Genomic DNA, 23,160 nt, shown 5'->3' on the forward strand with positions numbered 1-23,160 from the left:
GCCAACCCTAGAACCGCGTGCGAACGGTTTACGGTGCCGGTGGTCGCCGTGCCGCGCGGTCCTCCGGTAGCGGGATGCCCGCCTGCCACTCCAGTTCGCGGAGCTGCTCGTCCACCGCGAACCGCTGCGCTTCGTTCGTCGCGGACTCGAAGGCCTGCAGCAGGAGTACGTAGCCCTTCGCGGTCGCGGCGCGTCGTGTCGACGTGCTGCCGGGTTCGGTGAGGCGCAGCACCCGGTCGGCCAGCCGGTTGAGCCGGGCGTTCGTCCTGGCCCGCCAGTCGCGCCTGCGCCGCAGGACATACTCCGCCAGCGACCACACCTCGCGGACCAGGAAGGCGACGACCACCAGGAGGACCACACCCATCGCCGCCGACATGACCAGCACGATCTTCTCGACCGCGCCGTCGTTCGCGGGGCGTGGCGGGCCGCGGGCCGGTGGCGGTGTGCCGGGGAACGTCTCCGCCACGTGGGCGTCGAACGCACGCACGTACTCCTCGACGTGGACGGTCCAGTCATGGTCCGTGTCGAGGAGCGTCACGGCCTCCCGCGCCGTGGCGGTCAGGTTCCTTTCGTAGTAAGGGGATCCACCGTCGCAGGTCTTGATCGGCATTCTTGGGACGTCGTTCACCCAGAGCACGATCACGCCTGGCAGGATGTCCGCGAAATCGGCACACATGCCGGTGCGCTCACCCACGATCACCGCGATCGGGCGGTCACCGATGATCCGCCGTGCCCGCTCGGCGTCGAAGATCCGCTCCGCGCCCGGTGCGACGTGGACCGACGTGTAGCGGAGTTCGTCGGGCAGCGCGGTCAGCTCGGCGGACTTGCGTGTCTCCGTCAGCACCACCCAGGTCGCTGACACCAGGATGATCAGCACGATCACCCAACCGTGCGGACGGCGCCAGGTCACCGGTCCTCCTCACGGTCGCCCGCCACCACGAGCCCTTCCTCGGCGACCTCCCGCACCGCGGCCATCGCCTCGGGCGTGAGGGCCTGGTCGAAGAGCGCGCGTGCGGTGGCGTACCGCTCGGCGGCGGCCGGGACGTCGGCCTGGTCCTCGGCCAGCCTGGTGCCCAGCTCCTCGATCGACAGGTATGCCCTGGCCCGCGCCTCCCGCAGCCCTTCCCTGGTCTCGCGCCTGCGCAGCGCCCACCGCAGGTACAGGACGAGCAACATCGCCACGACCGTGGCAGCCGCCGCGACCAGCGTGACGACGATCGCGGAGCCGGCCAGGTCGACCTTCTCCGGCCGCGGCAGGTCGTACACCGGCCGAGCGGGCGGTTCGGTCATCCGGTCCAGGACGGCGGTCACCACGTCCGTCGAGCGACCGCGGTTGAGGAGGACCGGGCCGTAGGCGGCGTTCCGCGCGTGTTCGGCCCGATCGGCGCCGGGGCCGGCGAACTCGAGCCAGGCCCCGTGCGCGACGACGACCAGCTCGCCGGGGAAGCGAGCCGCCAGCCTGCCCGCGTAGTCGACGTACACCGGCCCCATCGGGACCCGCGCCAGGCGAACGCCGTCGCGGGGTTGGCTCACGGTCAACTGGTCGAGCTGCGCGTCCGTGGCGGGCACGGTCGCCGGTGACGCCTGTTCGCCGAGCACGACGCCGGTGACGTCACCGTAGGCGAGGACCTGCCGCAGAACCCGCTCGTCGGCCGTCGCGAGTGGCCGCTCGCTTTCGGTGCCCTCGTACCGCTCGATCCACAGCCCTTCGACAACCGTGAGCGCGACTCCGGTGTCGCCGGCCCACTTCAGGAGGGCGACCAACCCCGGCGGCAGACCGGACTGGGGAGCGAGCAGCACCCTCTCGTCGTCGGGCACCCTGGCCACATCGACGGTGGTGACCGCACCGGGCAGCCGCACGACCCGGTTCTGGGAGAGCTGGTCGATCAGCTGCTGTGGATCCGGCGGTTGGGCGGTGGCCGGTGAGCCGGACAGCAGCAGGCACACGGCCGCCGCGAGCACCGCTCCCACCGTTCGCATGGCGGGCAGCTTCGCACGCAAGTGCCTGCCCTGTCTGGCAAACGGCCGCTCCCGTACGACCGGAAAGTTCCGTTCCGGAGGACTCCGCCCCAACCTGAACATTCTAGGGACACAACGAGATCTCGAAGACGGGACGGGTGATCAGCGTCACGGTCGGGCCCCCTATCATGGCGCCGTCTACTCCCCCTCCTCCCCCGAGTTCGTCGCTCTCGAAAGGGCTCAACGACCATGCCCGAGATCATCAACACCCTCTTCGGCCGCTCCAAGAACGCCACGACCAGCCCCGGCGAGGAGGTCGAGCCGACCGTGATCGTGACCGTGGATCCGACGGACGACGCCACCGCGACCGAGGAGGTCGCCGAGGGCGTCGAGACCGCGCCGAGTGCGGACAACGTCGTTGAGTCCACTGAAGACGAGTCCACCGACAACACACCGGCTGACAGCGACTCCGAGAACAGCAGCGACGACGCCGCAGAGTCGGCCGATGTCGACGATCAGGCTGACGACGAGCCCGTCGCGGACGACGCCGCGATCGAGACCGATGCCGAGGAGTCCGAGCAGCCCGCCACGGACGAAGAAGCCGCCACGGACGACGACATCGCAGAAGACATCGCAGTAGACACTGCCGCCGAGGTCTCCGATGAGGACGGCGGTAGCGCGGAGAACGTCGAGCCCGTCGCTGCCGAAGCCGATGACGCGCTGGTCGCTGCCGAGACCGCCGCCGACACCACCGACGTGGACGCTGACGACGACACCGACGCTGACGCGGACGACGCCGAAGACGCCGACCAGATTGAGCCCGTCGTCGTGCCCGTCGTCGTGCCCGTCGTCGTGCCGGTCGCGTCCGAGGCTCGGCCCGCTGCGGGCGCTCGCGGGAGCGTCACCGTGGGCGAGGGGGTCGTCGCGAAGGTCGTGAACATCGTCGTCGGCAAGATCGATGGCGTGCACAGCATTGACGACGAGGGCATCTCGGTCGCGTTGGACAACGACATCGCCACGGTCAAGGTCTCGTTGGTGGTCGAGTTCGGACACGCGATCAAGGCGCTGGCCGAGCAGATCCGGGTCGACGTGATCGAGGCCGTCGAGCAGTTCCTCGGCCTCGACGTCGCGGCTGTGGACGTCCACGTCAGCGACATCCACGCCGCCTGAGGCGAGCAGCCACGACACTCGGTCCTGGATGCGAGAACGCGGCCAGGACCGAGTGTCAGCCGTTCTACCCCTCCGCCAAGAGCGGCCAGATCGCGGCCGCCACCGCCAGCAGGCGATCGTCGTCACCGGAGGGAGTGGACAGCAGCACGCTGCCACGCAGACCACCCGGCAGCGCGCCATGCGGCACGGCGACCCCCGGCAGACCGAAGTAGCTCAACAACATCGTCGTGCGCAGAGCCCGGCGGTTGGCCGTCGCCATCACGTCCAGGTCCGCCAGCAGCGGAGCAACCGCCGGCGCCGGGTCACGGACCGTCGGGCACAGCAGGACCGCGCCAGCCAACTCCTCGACCAACCGGTCCCGCAACCCCGCCTGCGCGGCACGCACCACCGGCTCACCGGCCGCGTTGAAGTCGGCCAACCGACGCAGCACCAAGGGATCCACATCGCTCGGCCCGGCCAAGAAGTGGCCATGCCGCGCATACGCCTCGGCGACGGCCAGCGTGCCGTGCCGGTCCATCAGCTCCTGCGCTTCGCCCAACGACGGCAGCGGGCGGTGGTCGATCCGCACACCGGACCGCGCCAACGCGGCCAGCGTGTCCTCGAACGCGGTCCGGACGGCCGGGTCGCAGTCGTCCAGCAGCTCGCCGGTCGGGACCACACACCGGAACTCCGTCTCATGCGACTCGACCGGCGCGCCACGCAGCCACGCGTCGGCACGCACCGCGGCCGCGACGTCATGCGTGAACACACCGATCGTGTCGAGACTCGGCGCGAGCGGCTGCATGCCGGTGCGGTCGTAGCGATCGATGCTCGCCTTGTACCCCACCAACCCGCAGAACGCCGCCGGCACACGCACCGAACCGGAGGTGTCCGTGCCGACCGCCAGGTCCACGATCCCGTCCGCCACCGCCACGGCCGACCCGGACGACGAGCCGCCCGGCACCCGGTCCGGCGCCAGCGGGTTGACCGGATTGCCGAAGTGCGGGTTCAACCCCAGCCCCGAGAAAGCGAACTCGCTCTGGTTCGTCTTCCCGACACACACCGCGCCGCGGGCTGCCAGGTTCCGCACGATCGGCGCGTCCTCCGTTGCCACCGGCACGTCGCGACGAGTCGCGGAACCGTTGGTGGTGCGTGTGCCGGCGACGTCGAACAGGTCCTTCCACGCGACCAGCGGGCCCGGTCCTTCCCGGCGCGCTCGCTCCGCCGTGACCGTGATGAACGCGGCCGACTCCCGCGCCCTGCGCAATGCCTCCTCGATCCGGTCAGACATCATCCACCCCCACGTCCACGTCCACGTCAGCGTGCCGGCAGTGTGACCGACAGGCGGCGGCGGTACGCGTCCAGGACCACCGCGACGCAGGGTGTTCGCCGACCCAGATGACTATCGGAGAATGAGCGGGAGCGACTGCAGACCGGTGAAGTCCGGCGAGGGCTGGGAGACCGGCGGTCGTTCCGGGTCGGTGCGCAGGTCAGGGTAGCGGTCGTACAGGATGTTCAGCGCGACCCGGCCCTCCAGCCGGCTCACCGACGTGCCAAGGCAGAAGTGCACACCGAGCCCCCAGGACAGGTGCAGGTTGATGTCGCGGTTCGGGTCGAACTCGTGTGGGTTCGGGAAGATGCGTTCCTCACGGTTGGCCGCGCCGATCCACACCGAGACGAGCCGGTCGCGCGGGATCGCGTGCCCGCTGACTTCCGTGTCGACCATGGTCGCCCGGATGATGCGCTGGAACGGCGGGTACATCCGCAGCGACTCCTCGAGCGCTCCCGGCAGCAGTGTCCGGTCGTCGAGGATCCGCTTGGCCTGCACGGGGTTGATGTCCAGCGCCAGCACGGTGTTGGCGAGCATCGACGCGGTGGTGACGTGCCCGGCGATCAGCATCAGGTTGGCGAAGTTGACGACCTGGGCGTCGGTGAGCCGCTCGCCGTCCACCTCCGCCTGGACCAGGGCAGTGAGCATGTCGTCGCGCGGGGAGCGCCGACGGTCGGTGGTGTGTTCGAGTAGGTAGGCACGCAACTGCTTGATGTCGGCGACGCGCTGCTCCATCGCGGCCGCCACGTCCTCCAGCGCGTCCTTGTCGCTGTTGAGGTGCTTGGTCATCAGCTGCTTGAACCAGACCCGGTCGGACCCGGGAACGCCGAGCATCTCGGCGATCACGATCACCGGCAGCGGGTAGGCGAGCGACTCCACCAGATCCATCCGGTCCCCGTCGCCGGCCTCGTCCAGCAGCTCGTGGGTCAGCGCGGCGACGCGCGGCTCCAGGTCGGCGACCATCCTCGGCGTGAACCCGCGGTTGACGATCTTGCGCAGCTGGGTGTGCTCGGGTGGATCGAGCCGCACCATGTTCCCGTCGGTCAGTTCCGTCGCGAACTTGAACTTGCTCGGCATCAGCCGCTGGGAGTTGCTGGAGAAGGTCGCGGGATCCAGCATGATCTTCTGCGCGTCGTCGTATCCGTACACGTGGTGGATTCGCGTGTCCTCGTCGAACCGGACCTTCGCGGGCGGCAGCTCCCCGCGCATCCAGACGTGCTGCTCATGCGTGTCGAACACGGGACTCCCTCGGTTTCCGCGACGTCCTTGCCCGGACAGACAGGAAGTTACCGGCGCCGGACATGACAGGGCATCACCAAAGCTTGTCGTTCTGTCTCCGGTGCCGGCCGGGACTACCCGCGTTGGGGATGGCCTCGGCGAACGGCGTGGGCAAGCCTGCTAACGACGGTGCGAGAACCAGAACCCTGACTGGAGGCAATTCGTGACGACAGTTGGAGTTTGGCGTGCGCTGTCACCAACCGAGAAGATCCAGGCCGGGCGAGAGTCCTACATCGGGTTCTCGGTGCGCGCCGCAGGCCGACTGGATCTTGGTGCCCTGACGACTGCCTACGAGGCCGTGTGTCGCGCCTATCCGCAGTTCGCGGCCCGGCTGGAAGCCGGCGACGACGGACCTGTTTTCACGGCGTCCGACGCCTTGCCGGACGTCCGTGTCCACGACGGAGACCCCGAACGCCCGTTGTCCGGTGTGGACGTGGCTCAGCACCGGGCGTTGAGCGCGCTCAACGTCGTACGCGACGGCGACGACGTGAGTGTGTGTCTGGTAACCCATCACGGCATCGCCGACGCCGACCACGCCATCGCTGTGTTCGCCGCACTGTGGTCCTGCTACACCGATGTCGTGGCCGGCCTGCCCGTGGACCTGCCCAGTCATCCGTTTCCCAGGTCGTTGGAGGACCTGCTGGCCGAGCGCGGCATCCATGGTTCTGCCCCCACCGAAGCGGGTGTGGCGGTCCAACCGGTATCCGAACAGCCCGCGGTCGTCCGGCACGTGGTCCAACATCGCCTGACGGTGGCGGAGACGACGGCACTGGCGGAACTCGGCCACCGTGAGCACGTGACGATCAACGGCTTGTTGTCGGGCGCCATACTTCTCGCCGAGGCCGAGATTCGCGGGCTGCCGGTGACCGACCTGGTGTACCGGTTCACGGTGAACCTCCGCGGTCATCTCACTCCGCGGGTCGGTCCGACCGAGGGTACGAACGTGCTCGGCGGCGCGGGTTTCCAGGCCACCAACGGAATGGAACCCACCGCGGTGTCGATCGGTCGCGCGGTCGGTGAGCAGCTACGCGCGGGGCTGGCCGACGGTTCCATCCAGCGCAGCCTCCTCGACCTCGTCGCGCAGTCGAGGCCCGGCGCGAAACCGTGGGATCCGAGCAAGGCCCCCGCCATTGTCAGCATGATGAACTGGGGACCGATACCACCCATGCGCACACCGGAAGGTCTACTGTTGACCAACTTCCGCTCCGCCTCCCGCATCAGGGAGACCTCGGCCATGGGTGGCTACGTGGTGAGCACCTTCGACGGACGCACAGGTATCGATCTCACGTGGCCCGTCGACGATCCGGAACTGCCGAGGCGCCTCGACTGCCTGCGTGAACAGTTGGGCCGTTTGCGGTTGACCGACAAGCTTAACGGCTGAGGCGTGCCGATGTCCGCCGCCGGACTGCTGACCACGACCGACGACGACCTGCTGCACCGGTTCACGGAGTCGGCCAACACACAGGACCGGGTGCTGGTCCCGACGCCCTCGTTCCGCAGCTGGTTCGCCGAACGCGTGCAGGCCAACAGCTATCGGGTCACGCGAGTTCCGTTCGGCGGGCTGTCCGGCTGGCGGTTCCAACCGGACACCGGGAACCTCGTGCACGACAGCGGCCGGTTCTTCACGATCGAAGGACTGTCGGTGAACACCGACCACAGCGAGCGCGCGCACTGGACGCAGCCGATCATCCGGCAGCCGGAGATCGGCATCCTCGGCATTCTGGTCAAGGAGTTCAACGGTGTCCTGCACTGCCTGATGCAGGCCAAGATGGAGCCGGGCAACGTCAACCTGACCCAGCTCTCCCCCACCCTGCAGGCCACCCGCAGCAACTACACCCGGGTACACAAGGGAAAGCCCATTCCGTACCTGGAGTACTTCATGGCACCGTGGCGTGGCCGGGTGCTGGTCGACGTGCTGCAGTCCGAGCAGGGCGCGTGGTTCCTGCACAAGCGCAACCGCAACATGGTCATCGAGGTCACCGACGACATCCCGGTGCTCGAGGACTTCTGCTGGCTGACGCTGGCGCAGCTGCACGAGCTGCTGCACGTCGACAACCTGGTCAACATGGACTCGCGGACGGTGCTGTCCGGCATCCCGTTCGCCGCGCCGGTCGACCGGCCGTCCATGCTCGACGAGGACTCGTTCCGCGGCGCGCTCCTGCGGTCCCTGGCCGAGCGCAAGGGCGCGCTGCACGAGCTGCCATCGTTGCTGAGCTGGTTCACCGAGGCCAAGACCAAGCACAGCCTTGACCAGCAACGGATCCCGCTCAACCAGGTGTCCAGGTGGCACGCCACCGACGAGCACATCAGCCGTGACGACGGCAAGTACTTCACGGTGATCGGCGTCGACGTCCGTGCGAGCAACCGCGAGGTGGCGCACTGGACGCAGCCGATGCTGGCGCCGGTCGGCCAGGGGCTGCTCGCCTTCCTTGCCAAGCGGATCGGTGGCGTGCTGCACGTGCTCGTCCAGGCCCGCACGCAGGCGGGCACGTTCGACGTGATCGAGATGGCCCCGACCGTGCACTGCACGCCGGAGAACTACGCTGGCGCCGAGCCGCCGCCGTACCTACGAGAGGTGCTGGAGGCCCCACCCGAGGCGATCAAGCACGACGTCGTGCACTCGGAGGAGGGCGGCCGCTTCCACCACGCGGAGAACCGCTACCTGGTCGTCGAGGTCGGTGACGACTTCCCCGTCGAGGTGCCACCGGACTTCATCTGGATGACCGCGCGGCAGGCCACCGATCTGGTGCGGTACAGCAACTACTTCAACGTCGAGGCACGCAGCCTGCTGACGTGCCTGCACACCCTGTGGTGAGCCGGACGCGCGAAGAAGATCGCCGCCGATAGTCTGATGAGGAATCGGTGAACCGTTGCCGCACAACGGTTGTACTCCCATGAGAAAACGCAGGAGAAAATACCTGATGGATGATTCCGTCGACCGTCGAACCTTCCTCGCCTCGGCCGTGCTCGGGTCCGCGGGCGTCGTGGCGGGCGTGAGCCTGCTCGGTGCGAGTGCCCCGGGTGCGACGGCCTCGGCGGCGACAGGCCGCGGACGATTAGCACCGTCCGCGGCGCCGAACTTCGGTCTCACCAAGTTCCTCGACGCGCTGAGGATTCCGCCGGCGATCCGGTCATCCTCGCGACAGAACCTGGACGATCTCACGATCACGATGACCAATGCGCGGATACGGCTGCACTCGCAGCTGCCCGAGACCACGGTGTGGGCCTACGAGGGACAGTTCCCCGGCCCGACCATCGAGGTGCGTAGCGGCAGGCGGCTGCGGGTCGCGTGGACCAACGAGCTCGAGGGCACGGTCCCGCTCGTGGCGGTGCGGGCGCCGTTCGCGCAGCCGACACCGGCGAACGTGCCCGGCTACCGCAACCCGGACGGCAGCCTGCCCGCCGGGGTCGAGCTGATCGACGGTGTCGCCGAACTGCCGCCGTGGAACGTCGTGCACCTGCACGGCGCGCTGACGAACGGCGGCAACGACGGCTGGGCGCACAACGGCATGCTGCCGGGGAGCACGCAGCTCACCGAGTACCCGAACCGCCAGGCGGCGACGGCACTCTGGTACCACGACCACGCGATGGCCGTGACGCGCTTCAACGTGTTCGCCGGTCTGGCCGGCATGTACCTGATCCGGGACGACGAGGAGGACGCGCTCGGACTCCCGGGCGGTGACCACGAGATCCCGCTGATCATCGCCGACCGCAACCTGGACACCGACCCCGCGACCGGCGCGCTCACCGGTCAACTGCTGTTCAAGTTCCAGTACCTGCCAGCGAACGGCATAGCTGCCCCCGTCACCGGCCCGTTCACCCTCGTCAACGGCGTCATCTGGCCGCACCTCGACGTCGAGAAGCGCTGGTACCGCTTCCGCGTGCTCAACGCGGCGAACGCCCGGTTCTTCCGTCTCAACCTGGTCGACGAGGCGGGCACCGTCCAGAACGACGCGGTCCGGATCGCGGGCACGGACTCCGGCCTGCTGCCCGCCCCGGCGCCGATGCCCGCGGGCGGGCTGACACTCGCCCCGGCCGAGCGGGCCGACCTGCTGATCGACTTCAGCCGGTTCCCGGGGCAGCGGCTGCGTCTCGTCAACACCGGTGCCACGGTCGAGCCGGACATCATGGAGTTCCGCGTCGGGAACCAGGGCCAGCCCGACCCGTTCCAGTTGCCGGCCCGACTGTCCACATCGTACGTCCGACTGGCACATGGCACGACCGTGCCGGAGGACCACGACGAGGTGTTCGTGGCGACGACCTCTGCCGGTGTGGCCGGCCGAGCGCACCCGGAGATGTGGGAGCTGACGGAGATCACCGACCCGGACGAGCTGCCGGAGCAGTTCCCTGCGGAGGGGGTCATCCAGCTCACCGACCCCGCGACGGGAAACGTGCGAACGTTCCGGAAGGTCGCGCGCCTGTTCGACGACACGACGACGATCTTCATCGACCGAGGCCGGTGGGTGGTGTGGAACCTGCTCCAGCTCGGCGGGGCCCCGCACCCGACGCACATCCACATGGCGCGGTTCCAGCTGCTGACCCGGCGGACCTTCACCGACCTGACGGCTTTCGACATCGCGGCCGGCGGCACCACCCGGCCGCTGCCCGCACCGAACGACGGCCCGCCGATCGAGAAGTACGAGGAGGGCTGGAAGGAAACCTTCAACCTGCGGCAGGGTGAGTGGATCACGGTCGCCGGCCAGTTCGAGGGCGCGACCGGCGAGTTCATGTACCACTGCCACATCCTCGACCACGAGGACGAGGGCATGATGCGCCCCTTCGTCGTACACCCCGCCGAGGTGGCCCGGTTCCACATGCACTCGGGTGGCTCCAACCACGGCGGGCATTCAGCCGCCTCCAGCAACACCGCGCCCTCGAGCGGCCACGGTGGGCACTCGTAACCACTAACACAACGACCGACCCGCAGTGCCCATGGGGCGCTGCGGGTCGGTTCGGTCCTGGTCGGCGTACGCCTTTATGGTGCGTCCCAGGTGATCGGCAGTTCCTGCACGCCATAGGCGAGCATGTCGGGGCGCAGGGGGACCTCCTCTGGCGGCACCGTGAGGCGAAGATTGGGCAGGCGTCGCAACAGTTCGACGTAGCCGACCGCCAGCTCCATCCGGGCCAGTTGCTGGCCGAGGCACTGGTGCACGCCGTGGCCGAACGCCATGTGTGAGGTCCGCACCCGGTTCAGGTCCAGCTTGTCCGGCTCCTTCCAGTGCTCACTGTCCCAGTTGACGGCCAGCAGCGAGATCACCACGGTCGAGCCGGCCGGGATGTGCTCGCCGCCGAGTTCCAGGTCCTCCTTGGGGAACCGGAAGACTCCGGTGTTGCTGACCGACAGGAAGCGCAGCAGCTCCTCGACCGCGTCGCCGACGCGGGACGGGTCGTCGCGCAGCATGGCGAGTTGCTCGGGGCGCTGCAGCAACACGAAAATGCCCAGCCCCAACATTCTCGCCGTGGTTTCGAAGCCGGCGATGAGCACCAGGTTGATCATATTGATCAACTCGTCGTCGGTGAGCGCCGGATCGGCCCCTGCGTGGTGGATCAGGCCGGAGATGATGTCGTCGACCGGGTTCTCGCGCTTGTCCGTCACCAGCCGCTGTATGAACGCGCGCAGGGCTTCGTAGTTCTCCTGCGCCACCGTGATCGGCACGTCCATCTGCATCAGTGCCGCCGCGCGTTCCTGGAACTCCGCCCGGTCCTCGTAGCGCACCCCGAGCATCTCGCAGATCACCAGCGAGGGCACCGGGAACGCGAAGTCCGCCATCAGATCGGCGGTGTTTCCCTTGGCCAGCATGGCATCCAGCTGCGCGGTGACGATCTCCTCGATCCGTTCGCCGAGTATGCGGATCCGGCGGACCGTGAACTGCCCGGTGAGCAACTTGCGGTAGCGGGAGTGCTCCGGCGGATCCATGTTGATGAACGACCCGGCGCGCGCCTTGTCGTCCCGCATCTTCGCCTTGGTTTCCTCGGACAGCTGTTTGAACCTGGGGTGGTAGGTGAACCGGTCGGCGGAGAACCGCGGGTCCGACAGCACCGCACGAGCCTCTTCGAACCCGGACACCAACCAGAACGGGTCACCGGTGGGCAGCGCCGCCTTGGTGATCGGGGTTCGCTCGTTCTGGTTCGCCAGGGCCGACGGCAGCGTGAACGGGTCTTCGCGGTAGAAGAACTCGAGGGGAAGCGGTGCGCGGAGTGATTCGCCGGCTGGCGGATTCTCGGTCTTCTGGGTCACCGCGAAGCCTCCCCGTCCTCAAGGAAGCCGGTGATCGACTCGGCCAGGCTCGCGGCGTCCAGCCCGTGCAGCCGGTCGTGGTCCGCGGCACTTCCATAGGCGCGCACCTCCTGGTCCCGCCGGACACCGAGTGATCGCAGCCGGTGCGGCACGTCGCCGAGCGCCTCGGCCACCTCGTGCGCGGAGGTCCCACGCAGATAGGGCTCGACCATCACCACGTTCGGCGCCGATGCCACCACCGCCGAGCGCAGACCCGCGTGGTCGAACGGCCGGACCGTGGACGCGTACAGCACTGTCACGTCCATAGTGGACGTCGCGGCGAGGACGGCCGCCAGCACCGGACCGACCGCGACCACCACACCGGCGCCACCCTGGCGCAGCACGGTGAACCCGTCCGAGAGCGGAATCGCCTCGCTGTGGACCTTGTCGGACAGTCGCAGGTAGACCCGGCCGTCACCGGCGATCGCCTTCCGCAGCAGCGGCTCGACCTCGTCCTCGTGGCCCGGCACGTGCACGGTCCAGCCGGGCACCGTGTCGAGCAGCGCCACGTCGCCGGGCGCCTGGTGGGTCCGGCCCCTCGGTATGTCGTCGTAGGAACTGCCGATGCCGACCAGCACGGCGCCGACGTCCTGGTGTCCGAGGCTGATCTTGATCTGCTCGAACGGCCGCTCGACCAGGAACGGCGCGTAGGTGTGCACCACCGGCCGGTACCCGGCCAGCGACAGGCCGCCCGCGATCCCGATCATCGCCTGTTCACGGATCCCGACGTTGACCACCCGCTCCGGATACCGGGCCCGCGCCTCGTTGAAGAACGGTGACGAGATGTCCGCGGTCACCAGGGCCAGCTTGGAGTTGGTGGACAAGGACTCGACCACGGTCTCGACGAAGACGAGACGCATCAGCTTTCGGGTCACCTGAGTGGTCACGACTGGTCCGCCTCCCCGGATTCAGATGTGTTGGTCACGTTGGGGAAGGCACGTCCTGTTGACACAGGAAGTGTCATGCCATTCCCCCCGCGCTGTCGTGGATCTCCGCGACCACGGCCTGTGGCCGCCCGTCGCGTGCCTGGGTCAGCGCCCGGTACAGCTCGTCGTGGTCGCGACCGTCCACAGTGGTCGTGAGCCAGTTCTCCGACTCGAAGCGCCTGGCGATGCCACCCGGCCAGCCGAGGCTCGCCGAGGAGTTGTCGATCACGATCGCGGTGAGCTGGTCGAGCCCGAGCCGCCCGGCGATCGCGATCGCCTCGTGGTTGCTGCCCTCGTCGAACTCACCGTCGCCCAACATCACGACGACCCGGGCGCTGCGGCCGTCGGCACGCAGCCCGAGCACGGTCCCCACGCCGAGCGGGAGCCCTTGCCCGAGGGAGCCACTGCTGATCTCGACCCCGGGCACCAGCACCCGGTCCGGGTGCAGACCGAGCGGCGAGCCGAGCTTGGCCCAGGTGTTCAACTCGTCCGGGTCGATGAAGCCCTTCGCGGCGAGCACCGCGTAGTAGGGCATCGGCGCGTGGCCCTTGGAGAGATAGAACCGGTCCCGGTCGGGATCGTCGATGTTCGCCGGCGACACGTTGAGCACGCGGTCGTAGAGCACCCAGATCGCGTCCTGCGTCGACGTCAGCGACAACATGTGCGCGTTGCCCCCGACCATCCTGTCGATGAAGCCTTGTAACGTCTGTTCTGTCGTCTGCACTGGTTCCACCTGCAACGCTTCCCGGGTTGTGGTGATCAGGCCGGCTTGCGGACCGTCAGGAGAAGTCCAGTCTTGCCCAGACCGCTCGTCCAGGACATCACCAACGTGGGTAGCGGTGGCAGGCCCCGGCACCGGCCAAGCCCTATCAGGTTGAGGGATGCTCGGCCGGTCGCCCCTTCCCTATCGTTCGAAAGCGGTGCCGTAACGCGCCCGCGCACGCCAGGGCGCGCGAGGCGGCGACACCGACGAGGTGGACGACGAGGTCGTAGCGAGCCACCATCCGCACGGACTGCCGCCAGGAGGACTTGTTGAAGGTCATCATTCTTTCCGGGATCACCCCCTCGACGTTCTTCGCTCATGTCTCGCTCGCAACGGCCCTGCGCGACGCCGGGCACCAGGTGATGGTGACCGCCGCCGCCGACGACGTGATCCCGAGCATCGCGGCGGCCGGGCTCCCCGCCCTACCGGTCATGGAGCCGGGACTGACCCGAGAGCAGATCTTCGCCGAGGCCGGGCTGGCACGGGTGCCGGAGGACGCCGTCGAACGTGAGTACATGGCGGGTCGGTGGTTCGCGCTCATCGAGACCAAGCCGCTCGACGCCCTCCTGGCGTTCGCCAAGGACTGGCGCCCGGATGTCGTCGTCGGGGGCATGCTGGCCTATGGCGCGCCGCTGCTGGCGGCCCGTCTCGGGGTCCCGTACGTGCGGCAGGCCTGGGACATCCACAACCCGAAACTGTTCGACGCGGGGGCGGCGTTCCAGTTGCGGGAGGCGTTGGCGGAGCTGGGGCTGGACGGCCTTCCCGAACCCGACATGATGATCGAGGTCATGCCGCCGAGCCTGCGCACACCGGAGACCAAGCCCGCGCAGGCGATGCGGTGGATCGCGGGCAACTCGCAGTGTCGCCTGGAACCGTGGATGTACACCAAGGGTGCGGACACCCGGATCGGCGTCACCATCGGGACGGGAGTGGCGGACTACAACCAGTACGACTTCGTCGAGGGCATCGTCAAGAACATCGCCACCCTCGACGTCGAGGTGGCGGTGGCGGTCCCCCAGGCCGCCGTCCCCGTCCTGCGGGAACGCCTGGACGAGAACGTCCCGGTGGGCTGGGCCCCGCTCGACGTCCTCGCACCCACCTGCGATGTCCTGGTGCACCAGAGTGGTGGCAGCACCATGATGACGGCGTTGAGCTTCGGGGTGCCTCAGATCCTGCTCCCCGACGCCGGGCAGTTCCGCCAGGGCGACATGGCACGCCGCCTCGTCGAGGCCGGCGCCGCACTGACACTCTCCCACGAGCAGGCCACGACCGAGATCATCGCTGAGACCTGCCAAGAGATGATCTCCAACCCGAGCTACGCCGCGGCCGCGGCCGGGCTCGCCAAGGAGATCGCCGCGCTGCCCCTGCCATCCGAGGTGGCCAGGCGCATCGAGTGGCTCGTCCACGAAACGTCCGCATGACACCGGAACGGACACAGGAGGTGGCGATGCGGTTCAACGCTTTGCGGGTCGCGGTCGCGGCGATGGTGGCCCTGTCCTTGGCTGTGCCGGCTCAGGCCAGCCAGCGGCAGGAGGAGCCGGTTTCGCTGGTGGGCAAGAAGATCCTGTTGGCCAACGACGACGGCGTCCAGGCGGCGAACCCCAACGGATCGGACGGCCGGGGCCTTTACGTGCTTCGGCGGGCGTTGTGTCGTGCTGGCGCCGACGTGGCGATCGTCGGACCATGGACACAACAGAGCGGACGAAGCCGGGCCACGTCGGGGGCCGGCGTCGTGTCCGCCTCCGCGCCGGTCGCCGTGCCCGCCGAGTTCTCCGCCGACTGCGCGAGCGCGCCCGCGCGCGGGTTGGTGCTGGGCGTATGCCAGGGAAGCGTGCCGTGTGGTCCCGACAGCCAGTCGGTCACCCCGGCGGACGCGGTCATCATCGCGCTGACCGGCGTGCTGCCGCAACGTCTCGGGTGGAACGAGGGACCAGACCTGGTCGTCTCCGGGATCAACGCGGGGCCGAACACGGACTTCGCGATCAACGGGTCCGGCACGATCGGCGCGGCCACCGCCGCGGTCGAGCGGGGAGTGGCCGCCGTCGCGGTCAGCGCCGGCACACGCGTCACGCCACCACCCACGACCGAAACCTATGCGGCCGCCGCCGACGTCGTCATCCGCCTACTCGCGTCGCCCCGCCTGTGGACCTTCGTGCGAGACATGGTCCTGGTGAACGTCAACCAGCCGGACGCCCAGCCCGGCTCCGAGCCGGCGCCGGTGCGCTGGACGTCAGTGGGACGGATGGCGCAGGGCGAGGTGACCTACACGCCGACGGGCGACGGGGCCTACCAGGTGTCGTTCAATCCGGTACAGCCCCCGCCGGAGTTCGAAGAGGACAGTGACACCAAGGCCCTGCTCGACGGGTACGTGAGTGTGTCGGCGGTGGACGTCAACCGTACCTACACCGGCCCTCTGCGCTGACGGGACCGGAGGGCGCGCCGCGCGCGCCCTCCGGTCCCGAGTCACTCGCCCCACTTCGCGTAGATCACCGGCTGTTCCCGGTGCGGGAGCTGGTACAACCTCATGTTCTCGAGGCCGAGCACCTCGCGGAGTGCGGTGGTGACGCCGGGCCACCGGGGGTGTCCGAGCTCGTCGAAGGCGATGATGCTGCCCTTGGCCAGGTGGGGGCGGATCGCTTCGAACACGTCGCGGGTCGGTTCGTAGAGATCGAGGTCGAAGAAGGCCATCCCGATGACGGTCTCGGGATTCTCCGCCAGATATCGAGGAACCGTCTCCCGGACGTCTCCCTGGACGACGAAGGTCCGTTGGACGTGCGAGACGGGATCGCCCGCTTCGTGCGCGGCGAGCACTTCGCGTAGGTGGTCCACCTCGTCGTGCGGGACGGCGAACCGGCCGACCGCCGCGCTCGGGCTCACCTGGTCGATGTCGGAGAGGTCGGGGAACCCGGTGAAGGTGTCGAACCCGATGATCCGGCGGAAGGAGTTGTACGGCTCGTGAATGCCGCGCAGTGCGGCGAGAATCGCGAGATGGCGTCCATGTAGGACGCCGAACTCCATGATCACGCCGGGGAGCTCGAGAAGCTCCCGGTAGAGCGCGTCCATGGTCAGCAGGTCGGCGAGCTGATGGCGCCGCAGGTACACCGGCAGGTTGTCGATCAGGTACACGGGCGGGATCGGCGTCTCGGTCAGTAGCTTCGTGAGCCGTTCCCGGACCTCTTTTTCCTGCGGTGACTCGTGCGGCAGGATTCGCGGGTTCTTGTGTTCGGTCATGCTTTTCCCTTCAGCGTCAGGCGATCCAGGCGTGCGGCGCTGACCCTCCCCTGCCGACAGGGGGGAACAGGGCGTCGAGCCTGGCGATCTCCGCCTCGGACACGGGCGTTTCCAGTGCCTGGATCGCGCCGTCGACGTGCTCTTCCGTTCGCGGCCCGATGACCACACCGGTCACTCCCGGGCGGGACAGCACCCACGAGAGCCCGACCTGGGCGGGATCTCGGCCGATTTCGTGGCAATACCGCTCGTATTCCGCGATGGTGTCGCGCCAGTCGTCCAAGGTGGCGGCCGCGCGGCCCTGTGCGGACTTCACCGCGGTCCCTTCGGCCAGTTTGCGGATGACGCCGCCGAGCAGCCCGCCGTGCAGTGGGGACCAGACGAGCACCGCGATGCCGTAGGCCTGTGCGGCGGGCAACACCTCCAGTTCCGGGAACCGGGTCACGAGGTTGTACCCGCACTGTTCGGACACCACACCGAGGAGGTGTCTGTGCCGGGCGGATTCCTGTGCGGCGGCGAGGTTCCAGCCCGCGAAGTTGGACGAGCCGACGTACCGGACCTTCCCCTGGCCAACAAGCTGTTCCATGGCCTGCCACACTTCGTCCCAACTGCTGGTGTGGTCGACCCGATGCATCTGGTAGAGATCGATCCAGTCGGTGCCCAGTCGCCGTAGCGACGCCTCGCACGCGGCGATGATGTGCCTGGCGGACAGGCCCTCGTCGTTGGGTCCCGGGCCCATCTCGTTGCCGACCTTGGTGGCCAGTACGACTTCGTCCCGTCGCGACGCGCTCGCCGCCAGCCACCGCCCGATGACCTCTTCCGTATGTCCTTTGTAGACACGCCAACCGTACATGTTCGCGGTGTCGACGACGTTGATACCGCGCTCCAGCGCGTGATCCATGAGCTTGTTGGCCTCCGGCTCGTCGACCCGGCCGCCGAAGTTCACGGTACCCAGGGCGAGACGGCTGACCTTGAGGCCGGTTCGTCCCAACTGCGTGTAAAACGTCATGAAGGTCGTCCCTGTGGCATGAGGGCGGGTGCTCAGCCGATCGCGGGCGTCTTGCCGCCGGCGTACTCCCAGAGGTATTTGCTGAGCACTCGCCGGTAGTAGTCTTCGCGGCCGATCCTGGCGATCTCCGGCACGAAGCGACGCAGTTTGGCGACGGACACCGGCTGGGTCGCGACCTCGGCGACGTATTCGCGGTCCGCCCGGATCCCGAGCTCGGTCTCGATGTGGTCCACGAGCCGTTCGACGGGCACCGCCGTTCCGGAGGCGACGTTGACGACGGTGTGGCCGACGCCCGCGGTGAGCAGCCGGTCCACGACCGTGACCACGTCGGCGACGTCGATGAGATCCCGCCACGCGCCACGGAAGAGCCGGACCGCGCCCGACTGGATCTGTCGCACCATGCTGGGCACCAACATCCGCGGGTGCTGCGCGGGACCGACGACGTGGGTCAGCCGGAGGACGAGGTAGTCGATGCGGGAGACGGCGAGGACCGCTTCCAGCGCCAGGTTGTGCCTGCCGTACGCGGTCGTGGGAAAGACCGGCCCGTCCTCGGTGCCCGCTTCCCCTGGCACCGCGTACATGGCCGCCGCCGCGGTGGAGAAGAACACGAGTTTCTCCTGCCGCCGCTCGCAGCGGGAGATCAGCTCGTAGAGGCGCGTGGCTTCCCGTGCGAAGTCCGCCTCGGGGATCTCGGAGGCGACCGACACCCCGAAGGCGGCGACCACGACCCCGGGATGGGAGGCCGCGAGGGGTGCGAGGTTGCCAGCGAGGAAGCCGCTTCCGATGACCTCCATCAGGGGTCCTTCGTCAACGCCGGCGACACCAGCACCTTCACAGAGTCCTCCCGGCGGCCTGTCGGAAACCAAAGCCCAGTCTTGCCCAGGCCACTCGGCGAGGACATCACCAACGTGGGTAGCGGCCAGGACCATGTGCCGGCAGGCCAGGACTATCAACGTAGGTGATGGTCCCGGCGAACGGTGTTGGCGCACGATGTCGCGACAGGAGGCGAGTATGAGCGAATCCGTCACCCACGCAGACCTGCGCGAGGTGCTTCCCGGGTGGATCGCCGGGACATGGACCATCGACCCCGATCACTCGTTCGTCGGGTTCACCATTCGACGCCTGATGGGCAAGGTGCACGGCCGGTTCACCGCATTCGACGCACGGGTCGTGACCGAGGAGGACCCCGCCGACTCCACCGTCACCGCCACGATCGAGCTGGCCTCGGTGGAGACCGGGGTGGAGATGCGCGACGACCAGTTGCGCTCGGCCGCCTTCTTCGACGTCGAGAACACCCCGACGATGCGGTTCTCCAGCTCCTCGCTTCGCTACGCCGGCGAGAACTGGGTGCTCACCGGCGACCTGACCATTCGCGACATAACCCGGCCGGTCGACATCGACCTCGCGTTCCTCGGCATCGACCCGAACGGACTGACGGGTCAGACACGGATGGGGTTCGAGGGCCGGACCACGGTCCTGCGGTCCGACTTCGGCCTGAGCTTCGGGCTCGCCGTCGAAGGCACCAAGGTCATCGTCGACGACCGGGTCACCATCACCCTCGATGTCGAAGCCGTACTGGACACCTGACAGCAAACCGGAGCGCCGGCGGCCGGAGCGGCTGGGCCACTCTCGCCACCGGCGACCGTGGCCGACTCACGTCGGTTTCGTCACCCAGTTCCCTTCGAGCATCGGTCGCATCGATTTCCAGCTGGCCGCCAACTCGACACGCGATGCGACGCTCATCTTCTGGTAGACCTTTTTGAGATGGCATGCCACGGTGTGCCGGGAAATGAACAGCTGCCTGCCGACCTCGTTGTTGGTGTGCCCCTGGCTCACGAGCTCCGCGACCGCGAACTCGGTGTTGGTGAGCCCGTGCGGTAAATCGCCTTCACGTTCGGCGGCCCGGATCGCACCGCGGCGCACGCCGAATTCCCGAAGCTTGTTCACGACACGGGAAGCATCGCGGGTGGCACCGACCGCGGTGTAAGCACCCAGCGCCGATTCGAGGATGCGAATCGTGTTGTCCCGCTCGGTTCGTCGTTCGGCGAGCAGAGTGGCCATGTCTTCTTTCGCGGACGCCCCGCACCACTGGTCGGGATAGAGATTCGCTGCCTCGCACAGTTTGACCGGGTCGCTCTCCAGCAGTCCGGCGGCATGTGACGCCGCACCCCGAATGACACTGAGCCCCGGATTTTCGGTGGCCGCGACCTCGGCCGCGGCTACCGCTTCTTTCGCGAGATCATGCGCGCCCAACATGCCGGCGGCACGAACCAGCCAGGAGGCCGCCGCAGGCTCTGAGACCAGCAGCTGGCGAAGGACGAAGGGGTTGGTGACGATGCCGGCAATGAGACCCGCCGCGCTGTCCACGCCGTTACGAGCCTCCGCCACCTGAGCGGTCACCCACGCGCCCGCGGCCTGCCCGAAATAGCCCAGCAGGGCTTCCCCGGTCAGCTTGTCCACCAGATGCGCACAGGCTCTCATGTCCGCTCGGCGAAGCGCGCTGTGCGCCATCACGACATAGCCGGCGGGCCGCAACGGCCGGGCGCCACAACGCTCGGCGATCCGCAGCCCCGCTTTCACCTCGGTGAGAGCATCGTCGACACGGCCAGTGGCGAACAGCAGCTCACCCCGGATGATGTGCGATGTCGCGGTCGTGCGCTGCGCCTCCGGATCACCCTTGCGTGCCCCGAGGGAGTTGAGCACGCGCCAGCCGTCCTCGAGTTTTCTGGCTTTGGTCAGCAAACCCACGTGCCACAAAGGGGCCAACGCGCAGAGATCGTGATTCTCTTCACATTTGACGTCGGTCGCGGTCGCGGCATACCGCAATCCCTCGTCGAGTCGCCCGTCGTGCCACAACAAAGCGGAGCGTCGGAGTAGGTCGGCGGTCGCACATGAGCCGGGTAACAGATCGTCCACGCACCCCGCGAATGGATGTTGAGGAAATCTTATCTGCGAGTTGTGGCGGTTCAGGTCACAGAGCAGCGCCACGCCGGAAAGGTCCGGCTTCACCAAAGAAGACACAAGATTCCCATTGTCCCGATGTCGTTGCCTATTAACGAATTACTGTCAGTAGCCGGTCAGTTACCAACACTACCTTCGCAGGGAGCTCCCCGTCCAGCGTCACCGGCGAAATCGTTCGCGATCATGCTTCAGATGGTGAGAAAGTCCCCAAAATGGTCACGCGGTGGCGTTATATCCGATTCGCCAGTTTCGTGCTCGAGACGTCCGTGTTCACCCCATGCCGTGAATGGCATGAAATGTATTCGCGTCACCGATCAGTCAATCCGCGGCCAGATGCAACAGCGCCTTGGCCGCCAGGCGATAGCCGTATGCGCCGAGGCCGACCACCACACCGCTCGCCAGCGGGGCGATCACCGACTCGTGCCGGAACTGTTCGCGCGCCCAGACGTTGGACAGGTGCACCTCGACCCACGGCGGTGTATAGCTCGCCAACGCGTCGCGCAGACTCCAGCCGGCGATCATCAACGCGCCGGGATTGACGATGGCGCCGACGGTCGTGTCGCGGTGCTCGTGGATCGCACCGACCAGTTCGCCCTCCCCGTCACGCTGTACCGAGACGACGTCCCACCCACGGACGCTCACCTCCTCGGCGACCGCCTTCTCGATGTCGGCGAGTGTGTCGGTGCCATAGACCTCCGGCTCGCGATAACCCAGGGCGCCCAGGTTCGGGCCGTTCAGCAGCAGCACGACACCCACAGCGCGGACCTCCTTTCGCAGGCTGGGACCGGTGATCGGCGTGGCGTCCCTCGTTCTGACAGCACCGCGGGCGGGATGGCCGTCTATCGCATTGCCTCCCAGCTGGCCGCCAGCTCGACCCGCGATCCGACACTCATCTTCTGGTAGACCTTCTTGAGGTGGAATGCCACGGTGTGCCGGGAGATAAACAGCTGCCTGCCGACCTCGTTGTTGGTGTACCCCTGGCTCACGAGCTCCGCGACCGCGAACTCCGTGTCGGTGAGCCCGTGCGGCAGTTCGCCAGCACGCTCCACGACACGGGTCGCGCCGCGCCGCACCCCGAAGTCCCGCAGCTTGTTCACGACGCGGGAAGCATCGCGGGTGGCACCGACGGCGGTGTAGGTGCCGAGGGCCGACTCGAGAGCGCGAACCGTGTGCTCCCGTTCGCGCTGTCGCGTGGCCAGCAGGTCGGCCAGGTCCTCCCAGGCTGACGCCGCGCACCACCCGTCAGGATGATGACTCGCCGCCTCGCACAACTTGCTGGCGTCCCTTTCCAGCAGTCCGGCGGCATGCGCCGCCGACGCCCGGATGACGTCGAACCGCGGCTGTTCTGCGGACGCGACACAGACCGCTGACACCACGACGTTCGCGAGGTCGTCCGCGCCCAACTTACCGGCGGCACGGACCAGCCAGGACGCCGCCGCCGGCTGCGACACCAGCAGCTGACGAAGCACGAGAGGGTTGGTGATCATGCCGGCGATCAGGTCCGCGACGCTGTCCACCCCGGTACGAACCTCAGCCACCTGAGCGGTCATCCACGCGCCCGCAGCCTGCCCGAAGTAGCCGAGCAGGGCCTCCCCGGTCAGTTTGTCCACGAAGTGCAGGCAGGTTCGCATGTCCGCCCGGCGGAGCGCGCCGAGCGCCATCACGACGTAGCCGGCCGGACGCGATGACCGGTCCCCGCACCGTTCCGCGATACACAGCCCCGTGTTCACGTCGGCGAGGCCGTCGTCGACCTGCCCCATGGCGAACAGCACCTCGCCCCGGATGAGGTGCTGTGTCGCGGCCATGCGCGGCGACGTCGGCCGGCCCCCGTGCGCCTCGAGGGAGTTGAGCGCCTGCCAGGCCGAGTCGAGCTCCCTCGCCTTGGTCAGCAGCGCGACGTGCCAAAAGGGAGCCAGCGCACAAAGCTCGTGCTTCTCCTGGCATTTGACGTCGGCCGCGGCCGCGGCATACCGCAATCCGGCGTCGAGACGCCCGTCGTACCAGGACAGAGCGGACCGTCTAAATAGGCCAGCAGTCTCACATAAACCCGATAAGAGGTCATCCACGCAGCCCGCGAAAGGATGATGAGGAAATCGAAATGGCGGCGTGTTGCGGTTTCGTTTACCCACACAAGCAGACAAAAGACGACCCCACCGATCCCCATGTAGTCGGCCTGACAGTCGATTACGACCTGTAGCTAACCCGTTACCGACACTACTACCGGGCGCGGCTCTTCGTCCAGTGGGGGCGTAGGGAACCCGTTCGCAGTAGAGGCTTCCC

20 protein-coding genes are annotated in these 23,160 nt (G+C 68.0%); 7 read left to right on the forward strand and 13 right to left on the reverse strand.

The annotated features are described in order from the left end of the window. Nucleotides 1–28 precede the first annotated feature (28 nt). Complete coding sequence (locus VF106_RS40665; protein WP_330845344.1) at nt 29–910, reverse strand: hypothetical protein; 882 nt, start codon at nt 908–910, stop codon at nt 29–31. Continuing rightward, nucleotides 907–1,980, reverse strand: a complete 1,074-nt coding sequence (locus VF106_RS40670) for a hypothetical protein (RefSeq protein WP_330845345.1) — start codon at nt 1,978–1,980, stop codon at nt 907–909. Before VF106_RS40670 ends, VF106_RS40665 begins: the two co-directional genes overlap by 4 nt. 228 nt (nt 1,981–2,208) lie before the next feature. On the opposite strand from VF106_RS40670, the gene VF106_RS40675 reads away from it, so the two are divergent. Next, entirely contained in the window at nt 2,209–3,129 is a 921-nt protein-coding gene (locus tag VF106_RS40675; protein ID WP_330845346.1) for an Asp23/Gls24 family envelope stress response protein, read from the forward strand. A 64-nt stretch (nt 3,130–3,193) separates the two neighbouring features. Here VF106_RS40675 and VF106_RS40680 read toward each other — a convergent pair whose 3' ends face one another. Together VF106_RS40680 and VF106_RS40685 are read right to left on the reverse strand one after the other, a co-directional pair. Continuing rightward, entirely contained in the window at nt 3,194–4,399 is a 1,206-nt protein-coding gene (locus tag VF106_RS40680; RefSeq protein WP_330845347.1) for an amidase family protein, read from the reverse strand. Nucleotides 4,400–4,510: 111 nt separating this feature from the next. Further along, nucleotides 4,511–5,677: a cytochrome P450 gene (locus VF106_RS40685; RefSeq protein WP_330845348.1), complete on the reverse strand. Its 1,167-nt coding sequence runs from the start codon at nt 5,675–5,677 to the stop codon at nt 4,511–4,513. A 202-nt stretch (nt 5,678–5,879) separates the two neighbouring features. Here VF106_RS40685 and VF106_RS40690 point away from each other — a divergent pair, with 202 nt between their 5' ends. The 3 genes from VF106_RS40690 (at nt 5,880) to VF106_RS40700 (ending at nt 10,617) form a co-directional block, all read left to right on the forward strand. Next, complete coding sequence (locus VF106_RS40690; RefSeq protein ID WP_330845349.1) at nt 5,880–7,097, forward strand: phthiocerol/phthiodiolone dimycocerosyl transferase family protein; 1,218 nt, start codon at nt 5,880–5,882, stop codon at nt 7,095–7,097. Between the two features lie 9 nt (nt 7,098–7,106). Further along, entirely contained in the window at nt 7,107–8,531 is a 1,425-nt protein-coding gene (locus tag VF106_RS40695) for an NDP-hexose 2,3-dehydratase family protein (protein WP_330845350.1), read from the forward strand. 106 nt (nt 8,532–8,637) lie between these two features. After that, nucleotides 8,638–10,617, forward strand: a complete 1,980-nt coding sequence (locus tag VF106_RS40700) for a multicopper oxidase family protein (protein WP_330845351.1) — start codon at nt 8,638–8,640, stop codon at nt 10,615–10,617. Between the two features lie 74 nt (nt 10,618–10,691). Here VF106_RS40700 and VF106_RS40705 read toward each other — a convergent pair whose 3' ends face one another. The 3 genes from VF106_RS40705 to VF106_RS40715 form a co-directional block, all read right to left on the reverse strand. Beyond that, on the reverse strand, nt 10,692–11,954 hold the full coding sequence (locus VF106_RS40705) for a cytochrome P450 (protein ID WP_330845352.1): 1,263 nt from the start codon (nt 11,952–11,954) through the stop codon (nt 10,692–10,694). Continuing rightward, nucleotides 11,951–12,880 carry a transketolase family protein gene (locus VF106_RS40710; RefSeq protein ID WP_330845353.1) on the reverse strand — a complete coding sequence of 310 codons (930 nt, stop codon included), beginning with the start codon at nt 12,878–12,880 and terminating at the stop codon, nt 11,951–11,953. Before VF106_RS40710 ends, VF106_RS40705 begins: the two co-directional genes overlap by 4 nt. A 73-nt stretch (nt 12,881–12,953) precedes the next feature. Further along, nucleotides 12,954–13,643 carry a thiamine pyrophosphate-binding protein gene (locus VF106_RS40715; RefSeq protein ID WP_414639173.1) on the reverse strand — a complete coding sequence of 230 codons (690 nt, stop codon included), beginning with the start codon at nt 13,641–13,643 and terminating at the stop codon, nt 12,954–12,956. Between the two features lie 308 nt (nt 13,644–13,951). On the opposite strand from VF106_RS40715, the gene VF106_RS40720 reads away from it, so the two are divergent. Together VF106_RS40720 and surE are read left to right on the forward strand one after the other, a co-directional pair. Then, nucleotides 13,952–15,103, forward strand: a complete 1,152-nt coding sequence (locus VF106_RS40720; RefSeq protein ID WP_330845354.1) for a glycosyltransferase — start codon at nt 13,952–13,954, stop codon at nt 15,101–15,103. Between the two features lie 26 nt (nt 15,104–15,129). Then, complete coding sequence (surE, locus tag VF106_RS40725) at nt 15,130–16,104, forward strand: 5'/3'-nucleotidase SurE (protein ID WP_330845355.1); 975 nt, start codon at nt 15,130–15,132, stop codon at nt 16,102–16,104. 41 nt (nt 16,105–16,145) lie between these two features. Here the strand turns inward: surE and VF106_RS40730 are convergent, their stop codons facing one another. The 3 genes from VF106_RS40730 to VF106_RS40740 are packed head-to-tail and all read right to left on the reverse strand — an operon-like array spanning nt 16,146 to nt 18,713. Next, nucleotides 16,146–16,913, reverse strand: a complete 768-nt coding sequence (locus VF106_RS40730; protein WP_330845356.1) for a class I SAM-dependent methyltransferase — start codon at nt 16,911–16,913, stop codon at nt 16,146–16,148. A gap of 16 nt (nt 16,914–16,929) precedes the next feature. Next, complete coding sequence (locus tag VF106_RS40735) at nt 16,930–17,919, reverse strand: aldo/keto reductase (protein ID WP_330845357.1); 990 nt, start codon at nt 17,917–17,919, stop codon at nt 16,930–16,932. Nucleotides 17,920–17,951: 32 nt separating this feature from the next. Next, the gene (locus VF106_RS40740) at nt 17,952–18,713 is read right to left on the reverse strand and encodes an NAD-dependent epimerase/dehydratase family protein (protein WP_330845358.1); all 762 of its coding nucleotides are present in this window, start codon (nt 18,711–18,713) and stop codon (nt 17,952–17,954) included. A 217-nt stretch (nt 18,714–18,930) separates the two neighbouring features. Between VF106_RS40740 and VF106_RS40745 the strand changes: the two genes are divergently transcribed. Next, nucleotides 18,931–19,506 carry a YceI family protein gene (locus tag VF106_RS40745; protein WP_330845359.1) on the forward strand — a complete coding sequence of 192 codons (576 nt, stop codon included), beginning with the start codon at nt 18,931–18,933 and terminating at the stop codon, nt 19,504–19,506. Nucleotides 19,507–19,572: 66 nt separating this feature from the next. Here VF106_RS40745 and VF106_RS40750 read toward each other — a convergent pair whose 3' ends face one another. The 3 genes from VF106_RS40750 to VF106_RS40760 all read right to left on the reverse strand — a co-directional run bounded on the left by VF106_RS40750 (nt 19,573) and on the right by VF106_RS40760 (nt 22,856). After that, a complete protein-coding gene (locus VF106_RS40750; RefSeq protein ID WP_330845360.1) occupies nt 19,573–20,940 on the reverse strand; it encodes a helix-turn-helix domain-containing protein in 1,368 nt (455 codons plus the stop codon). Between the two features lie 258 nt (nt 20,941–21,198). Continuing rightward, the gene (locus VF106_RS40755) at nt 21,199–21,636 is read right to left on the reverse strand and encodes a type II 3-dehydroquinate dehydratase (protein ID WP_330845361.1); all 438 of its coding nucleotides are present in this window, start codon (nt 21,634–21,636) and stop codon (nt 21,199–21,201) included. An 83-nt stretch (nt 21,637–21,719) separates the two neighbouring features. Beyond that, nucleotides 21,720–22,856, reverse strand: coding sequence for a helix-turn-helix transcriptional regulator (locus VF106_RS40760; protein ID WP_330845362.1), 1,137 nt, complete (start codon nt 22,854–22,856; stop codon nt 21,720–21,722). Nucleotides 22,857–23,160 lie beyond the last annotated feature (304 nt).

This window comes from Actinophytocola sp. (genome assembly GCF_036378875.1).
GTDB lineage: Bacteria > Actinomycetota > Actinomycetes > Mycobacteriales > Pseudonocardiaceae > Actinophytocola.